Source organism: Monashia sp. HAY1-2A, from assembly GCF_056755315.1.
In genome coordinates, this window is record NZ_JBNDHY010000199.1 from 1 (window position 1) to 6,965 (window position 6,965).

A 6,965-nucleotide genomic window follows, 5' to 3' on the forward strand; every position below is an offset into this window, starting at 1 on the left:
GGCCACGGACGGGTCGGTCCACGCCGCGAGGCCGGGCACGGCGGCAGCAGCGGCCTCGAACGCCGCGGTGTGGCGCAGGTCCACGAGCGAGCGGTCCGAGGTGTTGCGGATGATGAGGGCGGAGAAGACGCCCTTCTCGTGAGGGAAGACGAGGACCTCGAAGCCGTCGTAGTTTCCTTGCCACGCAATGGGATTCGTCAGTGGTGGGTCGGCTTCGGCGCGCAGCTGGTAGAGCCGGTCGACGTAGGCGATGCCGCACTCGCCGCCGATCCCCGGGGCGCGCAGGTGCCGGTTGACGCGCCCTGACCGGCCCGACGCGTCGATGACGAGGTCGGCGGGCACGTCACGGCCGTCGACGCTGAGGCCGCCGACCCGACCGCAGCGCGTCGTGAGCCCGTCGACGTGTCCCACCTCCAGGGTCAGCCCGGGCTGGGCCACGGCCGTCACCCGCACCGCCCGCTCGAACGTCTCGCGCCGCGAGCGGACGCCACCGAGGATCTCGGTGCCGTCGGGCAGGGGGATCGGCACCGGTTCGGCGCCTGCCGCGAGCCAGGCGTCCCAGGCGTCCGGTGCGACCTCCTGGAGGACCCGACCGACCTGGGGCCGGAAGGCGTGGGCGTGGTGGAACTGCATGACACCGCGTCGGTCCCAGTGCCCGGTGGCGGGCGGTCCGGCGTCGCGGTCGACGACGACCACCGAGTGCCCGCGGCGCGCGAGACCGATGCCACTGACCAGGCCGGCCGGTCCGGCCCCGATGACTGCCACCCGCACGACCTTCACCCCCATTGGTGTTACCGTCGGTGTATTGACTTAACCCAGAGTGAAAGCACCCGGTGATGGCGTCAAGCGGTTTGCGGGAAGTCCGATGAGCTCCCGTCCGAAACGGGCCTACGTGTCCGGTTTGCGTGAGGCACAGGCGCGCCGAACGCGTCGCGCCGTCGTCGAGGCCGCCAGTGCGCTCTTCGTGGAGCGGGGCTATGCCGCCACGACCATCGACGCGGTGGCCTCCGCTGCCGGGGTCAGCCGCAAGACCGTCTTCGACGCCGTCGGCGGCAAGGTCGCCCTGCTCAAGGACGCCTACGACTGGGCCGTCGTCGGCGACGACGAGCCGGTCTCCTTCGCCGAACGGCCGGCCGTCCGCGCGCTGCAGGAGACGACCGACCCTGCCGAGGCGCTGGACCAGTGGGTCCGCATCGTCCGCGACGTCGTTCGTCGCGTCGCGCCCATCGGCACCGTGCTCGTCCTCGCGTCCGACACCGACAGCGAGGCCGCGGCCCTCAAGGCGACCGCGGACGCCAACCGGCTCTTCGGCGCCCAGCAGCTCGTCCGCCACCTCGCGCGCATCGGTGGGTTGCGACCGGGCCTCTCGCGGGCCGCGGCCGCCGACGTCTGCTGGCTCTACATGGACCCGATGCTCTACAACCGGCTCGTCGTCGAGCGAGGTTGGTCGGTCGCCCGGTACGAGGCGTTCCTGCGGGACGCGCTGGCCGCCGCGCTCCTCGCCTGACGGCGGTGGACTCGGCTCGTGGACGGGCCCGGTGACGTGGGTATGGTCGAACGGTAAGCAGCGACCGCGATCTCGGGGACGAAGGCGATGCACGTGACCCCTCACGAATCCCACCTCAACAGCGACGGAACCGTTTTCCCCCCGGTGACCCCCGACCCACCCGTGCCACCCGGCCAGGAGGACATCTCGGTCCCCGACATCCTGCCCGTGCGTGCCGCCGACGGTCAGGACGGCTCGGATCGTTCCGACAGCCCGGGTGCCCCTGTCGGTCCGGACGCGGTCGAGGCCGCGGCGGACGCGGACGGCCTGCCCTCCCCGGAGAGCGAGGGCCCGACGTCCTGAGGTGCTGACGACCCGGTCAGGTCGGTCCGCCACGCGGGCGGCCGGGTCGGTGAGTTCGCGGTCGCGCGTCGGGGTACGTGTGGCGCATGAGACTGCGGCGCAGCATGATCGACGGCCCCGGCATCCGCCGGGTGCGCCGCGGTTCCGGCTTCGGCTACGTCGACGCGGACGGGAGGGCCGTCGACGCCGAGACCCGCGAGCGTGTCAAGGCACTCGTCATCCCGCCGGCGTGGAAGGACGTGTGGATCAGCCCGTACCCCAACGGGCACATCCAGGCCGTCGGCACGGACGACGCCGGACGCCGCCAGTACCTCTACCACGAGAAGTGGCATGAGGCCCGTGACCGGGAGAAGCACGACCGCGTCCTCGCCCTGGCCAGGCGGCTGCCGCAGGCGCGCAAGCAGCTGGCCACGGACCTGCGCACCGACGGTCTCGGCCGCCGCCGCGTCACCGCAGCGGCGCTGCACATGCTGGACGCCGGCCTCTTCCGCACCGGCGGGGAGGCCTACGAGGCGCAGAACGGCTCGTACGGCGTCGCGACGCTCCTGCGCCAGCACGTCAGGGTCAGCGGTGAGGACATCACCTTCGAGTTCCCCGCCAAGTCAGGGGTGCTGCGCGAGGCCGTCATGACCGACCAGCTGCTCGCGCGGCTGGTGCTGTCGCTCAAGCGCAGCGGCTACCCCGGCGAGCGGCTGCTCGCCTTCCGCGACACGACCGGGTGGCACGAGCTGCACTCCGCCGACCTCAACCTCGCCTTCAAGGAGCTCGTCGGCGACGAGTTCACCGTCAAGGACCTGCGCACGTGGGCGGCGACGGTCACCGCCGCGGTCGCCCTGGCCCAGACCGGCCCCGCCGCCACCGAGCGAGAGCAGAAGCGCGCCGAGAAGGACGCGATGAAGGTGGTCTCCGAGCACCTCGGCAACACGCCGGCGGTCGCGCGACGCTCGTACGTCGACCCGCGGGTCCTGGACGAGTACGCCGTCGGGCGCACCGTCGCGCGGGGCCTGAGCCGGCTCACCAAGGCCGACCGGGCCCGCTTGGCCAACGGCGAGCTCGTCCGCGTCCGCGACCGCGACGCGCTCGAACGGGCGGTGATCCGCCTCGTCCGCGGCGCCGAGTAGAAGCGGCCCCCGCCGGGTACGAACCGGTCGTCGGCCGTGACCGGGCGACGACGGACCAGCCACGACGAGAGGAGATCCCCATGCCGAAGCGCAAGAGCCCCGGACCCTCGGTCAAGGACCCGGAGACCTACGAGGCACTTCGTGACGAGGGCGCGAGCAAGGAGAAGGCGGCCCGCATCGCGAACGCCGCCGCCGGCTCGTCGCGATCGTCGGTCGGCCGCAAGGGCGGCAAGGCCGGCAGCTACGACGACATGACCAAGGACCAGCTGATGAAGCGCGCCCGCGAGATCGGCATCTCCGGCCGCTCGTCGATGTCGAAGTCCGAGCTCGTCTCGGCGCTGCGCAACCACTGACGGGCACGCCCGCGTCGCCCGCGCGACGCCCGCGCCGCCGCACGCCGGCCTGCCGTCACGCGTCCGAGGAGCCACCCACTCGACCCGGGTCGAGTGGGCATCCGTGCGCGCGCCTCAGGCGGCGGCCTGCTCCGGCTCGGGCGCCGCCGCGGCGTCCAGGTCGTCGGCTCGCGTCGGTGGCATGAGCAGCCCGGCCACGATGCTGATGCCCGCCGCGACGACGACGGCGAGGAACACCGCGCTCGACCCCGCACCGACGGCGTCGGCCGACGCGTCCCCGCCCGACCGGGCGATGACGGCGTTGGCGATGGCGCCGAACACCGCGACGCCGACGGCGCTGCCGACCGAGCGCATGAACATGGTGGAACCGGTGACGACGCCGCGCTCGTGCCAGGGCACCGACGCCTGGGCCGCGATGAGCGTCGGGGTGGCGACGAGGCCGAGACCGAGTCCCACGACGAAGCACGACAGCGCGGTCGTCCACACGTTCGGGTCGGTGCTGACGAGCCACAGCACGAGCGACCCGACCCCGGCGAGCACGAGGCCGATCAGGGCCGTGGGCCGGAACCCGATGCGCAGGTAGAGGCGCCCCGACTGGGACGCGGACACCGGCCAGCCGAGCGTCAGGGCGGCCACCGCGAGCCCGGCGACGAGCGGCGTCGCGCCCGTCGTCCGCTCGAGGAAGGTGGGCACGTAGGACGTGAGGCCGATGAGGACGGTGCCGACGCCGACCGAGATGAGGGACGTGGCGACGATGAGCCGGCGGCCGAAGACCTGCAGCGGAAGCACCGGCTCGGCGGCTCGATGCTCGATCGCGACGAACGCCGCGAGCAGGACGCCCCCGACGACGAACGAGCCGACGCTCTGCCAGGCGGACCACGCCCACGCCTGTCCGCCCTCGAGGGCGGCGAGGATGAGCAGGGTCAGCGCGACGGTCAGCACGCTCGCGCCCGCGTAGTCGATGCGATGGCGGCGCCGTTCGAGCGACTCGCCGTAGGTGCGCCACAGCATCCACGCGGCGAGGAGGCAGAAGGGGATGTTCACGAGGAAGATCCAGCGCCAGGAGGCGAACTGGGCGAAGACGCCGCCGAGCGTCGGCCCGACGACCGAGGACATGGCCCAGACCGAGGCGATGTAGCCCTGCACCTTGGCCCGCTCGGCGACGGTGTAGATGTCGCCGGCGATCGTGATGGTGAGCGGGAGCACGGCGCCGGCACCCAGCCCCTGCACGGCGCGCATGACGATGAGCGAACCCATGTCCCACGCGAGGCCGCACATGACCGAGCCGAGGAGGAACAGGCCGATGCCGACGAGGATGACCGGCTTGCGGCCGAGGGTGTCGGCGAGCTTGGCGTACACGGGGACCGACACCGCCTGCGCCAGCAGGTAGACGGAGAAGAGCCACGGGAACTGCGAGAGCCCGCCGAGGTCGTCGACGATGGAGGGCACCGCGGTGGCGATGATCGTCGAGTCGAGGGCGATGAGCGCGGTCGAGAGCATCAGCGCGACGAGGATCGGACCGCGCTCCGAGCGGAACCCGACGCCGCCGCCTCCACCGCTCGCCGTGGCCCTGCCGCCGGCGTCACCTCGTGCGGTACTCGTGCCCGTTCTGTGCTTCGTCATGGCGCTCCTCGGGTCTCGTGGCGACACTGGAGGACAAGCGGCCGGCGGCGCCTGGCATTCCCGGGCGCCCGTGGCTCGGGGACGCGGCCGAGCGGGTACGTGCTGGTCGACAGGTCTCACGCGCCGTCGTCCCGGGCCACTCGGGGACGCGGAAGGAACCCGATGGTCCGCACTCTCGGCGTCGAGGAGGAGATGCTCCTCGTCGACATCCGCAACGGCCGGCCTCGCTCCGTGTCCGGACAGCTGCTCATCCGCGCCGCCCACCGCCCTCCGGAGGTCGCCGGCGTGGGCGTCCACGGCGCGGTCGAGGGGGAGTTCCAGCAGCAGCAGATCGAGACGCACACGGCCCCGGCCACCGAGCTGTCCGCGCTGCGCGGGGAGGTCCAGCGATGGCGCAAGGAGGCGGTGCGCGCCGCCCGCAGCACCGGGTCGAGCCTCGCGGCGCTCGCGACGTCGCCGCTGCCCGTGCAGCCGCTGCCGGCCCGGTCGACGAGGTATGCGTGGATGGCGGACCGGTACGGGCTCACGGCCCGCGAGCACCTCATCTGCGGCTGCCACGTGCACGTGTGCGTCGACGGCGACGAGGAGGGCGTGGGCGTCATCGACCGGATCCGCGTCTGGCTGCCCACGCTGCTGGCCATCAGCGCCAACTCGCCCTTTTGGCGCGGCGAGGACACCGGGTACGCCAGCTACCGCTCACAGATGCTCGCCCGGTGGCCCTCGTGGGGACCGCCCGAGGTCTTCGGCTCGGCCGCCGCCTACCACCGCCGCGTCCGCGAGATGGTGCTCAGCTCGGTGATCCTCGACGAGGGGATGGTGTACTTCGACGCCCGGCTGTCCGAGCACTACCCGACGGTGGAGGTGCGGGCCGCCGACGTGTGCTTCACCGTCGAGGAGGCGGTCGTCATCGGGGCGCTGTGCCGGGCGCTCGTCGAGACGGCGGCGCGCGAGTGGCAGCGTGGGCTGCCGCCGCCGGAGGTGCCGACGCAGCTGCTGCGGCTCGCGTCGTGGCAGGCGGGTCGTGAGGGGATCGAGGGGCGGCTCGTCGACTGGCGCAGCGGCCGGCCGAGGCCGTGCTGGGACGTCATCGGCTCGCTCCTCGCCCACGTCGGGTCGGCGCTCGAGGAGGCCGGTGACCTGTCCACCGTCCTGGAGGGGCTCGAGCGGCTGCGGACCGAGGGCAACGGCGCCGTGCGCCAGCGGGCCATGCTGGAGCGCACCGGTCAGCTCATCGACGTCGTGGCCGAGTCGGTCCGCGTCACCGCCGGCCACGTCGAGGCGTGACGGTCGGGTCCGCCCGCACGCCGTCGCTGGGGAAGCGGGTGTCCAGGGTGCTCGTGAAGAGCCGGCGTGACACCTCCATGTGCGCGGCGGTGTACGCGACCGCGCCCAGCGACCCGACGACGGCCGTGAGCGACGTGCCTCCGCCGGCGGCGTCGGTGACGACGTAGGCGTGCCGGATGCGGTTCATGGCGCGGAGGAGGTCGGAACCGTTCGTCATCGTCGACACTCCTTCGTGCGCCGGTTCGTCCCTCCAGTGTGCTGCGCGACCCGCAGCGTGCTGCCTCGAATGAGCGCTACTGCTGTACGTCGCTGCTGCACGGCAAGCAGAGAGGCCCTCGCTCGGATGAGCAAGAGCCTCGTGACCTGCGATTTCACCGGTCGGGGTGACAGGATTTGAACCTGCGACCTCTTCGTCCCGAACGAAGCGCGCTACCAAGCTGCGCCACACCCCGGTGGCTGCCGTTCGGGCGTACCCGGGGCAGCAAGGAGAGACTCTAGCGCAGGCCCGCGCCCATCTCCGAATCGGGTCCCGGACCGCGTGGTCCCGACCTCCTCGTGACTCCTACGTCACTGCTCACTCTGGCTGAGCAGTGACGTAGGAGTCACGAGCACAGCGGCCACTCGCGCCCGTATGCCCGGCCCTTCCTCAGGCGTGCGAGCGGGGGACGAGGGTCAGCAGCGTGGCCTCGGGCCGACAGGCGAGGCGCACGGGCGCGGTCGGCGCGGTGCCGAGGC

The 6,965-nt window shown here is 72.7% G+C and carries 8 protein-coding genes and 1 tRNA gene; 5 read left to right on the forward strand and 4 right to left on the reverse strand.

Annotated elements, in window-relative coordinates:
* A partial coding sequence (locus ACPYOM_RS20010) for an FAD-dependent oxidoreductase (RefSeq protein WP_481347291.1) occupies positions 1–765 on the reverse strand: 765 nt, incomplete at its 3' end.
* 136 nt (positions 766–901) lie between these two features.
* Between ACPYOM_RS20010 and ACPYOM_RS20015 the strand changes: the two genes are divergently transcribed.
* From ACPYOM_RS20015 to ACPYOM_RS20030, 4 genes are all read left to right on the forward strand, one after another.
* Positions 902–1,507: a TetR/AcrR family transcriptional regulator gene (locus ACPYOM_RS20015; protein WP_481347292.1), complete on the forward strand. Its 606-nt coding sequence runs from the start codon at positions 902–904 to the stop codon at positions 1,505–1,507.
* 144 nt (positions 1,508–1,651) lie between these two features.
* On the forward strand, positions 1,652–1,849 hold the full coding sequence (locus ACPYOM_RS20020) for a hypothetical protein (protein ID WP_481347293.1): 198 nt from the start codon (positions 1,652–1,654) through the stop codon (positions 1,847–1,849).
* An 86-nt stretch (positions 1,850–1,935) separates the two neighbouring features.
* The gene (locus ACPYOM_RS20025) at positions 1,936–2,970 is read left to right on the forward strand and encodes a DNA topoisomerase IB (RefSeq protein ID WP_481347294.1); all 1,035 of its coding nucleotides are present in this window, start codon (positions 1,936–1,938) and stop codon (positions 2,968–2,970) included.
* Between the two features lie 80 nt (positions 2,971–3,050).
* Positions 3,051–3,323, forward strand: a complete 273-nt coding sequence (locus ACPYOM_RS20030) for a DUF7218 family protein (RefSeq protein WP_481342984.1) — start codon at positions 3,051–3,053, stop codon at positions 3,321–3,323.
* 114 nt (positions 3,324–3,437) lie between these two features.
* On the opposite strand, the gene ACPYOM_RS20035 is transcribed toward ACPYOM_RS20030, so the two are convergent.
* Positions 3,438–4,823 carry an MDR family MFS transporter gene (locus ACPYOM_RS20035; RefSeq protein WP_481347297.1) on the reverse strand — a complete coding sequence of 462 codons (1,386 nt, stop codon included), beginning with the start codon at positions 4,821–4,823 and terminating at the stop codon, positions 3,438–3,440.
* Positions 4,824–5,108: 285 nt separating this feature from the next.
* Here ACPYOM_RS20035 and ACPYOM_RS20040 point away from each other — a divergent pair, with 285 nt between their 5' ends.
* Positions 5,109–6,230, forward strand: coding sequence for a carboxylate-amine ligase (locus ACPYOM_RS20040; RefSeq protein WP_481347295.1), 1,122 nt, complete (start codon positions 5,109–5,111; stop codon positions 6,228–6,230).
* On the opposite strand, the gene ACPYOM_RS20045 is transcribed toward ACPYOM_RS20040, so the two are convergent.
* Together ACPYOM_RS20045 and ACPYOM_RS20050 are read right to left on the reverse strand one after the other, a co-directional pair.
* Positions 6,205–6,447 carry a hypothetical protein gene (locus ACPYOM_RS20045; protein WP_481347296.1) on the reverse strand — a complete coding sequence of 81 codons (243 nt, stop codon included), beginning with the start codon at positions 6,445–6,447 and terminating at the stop codon, positions 6,205–6,207. The genes ACPYOM_RS20040 and ACPYOM_RS20045 overlap by 26 nt on opposite strands.
* A gap of 161 nt (positions 6,448–6,608) precedes the next feature.
* Positions 6,609–6,682: transfer RNA gene (locus ACPYOM_RS20050), tRNA-Pro, on the reverse strand.
* Between the last annotated feature and the right edge of the window lie 283 nt (positions 6,683–6,965).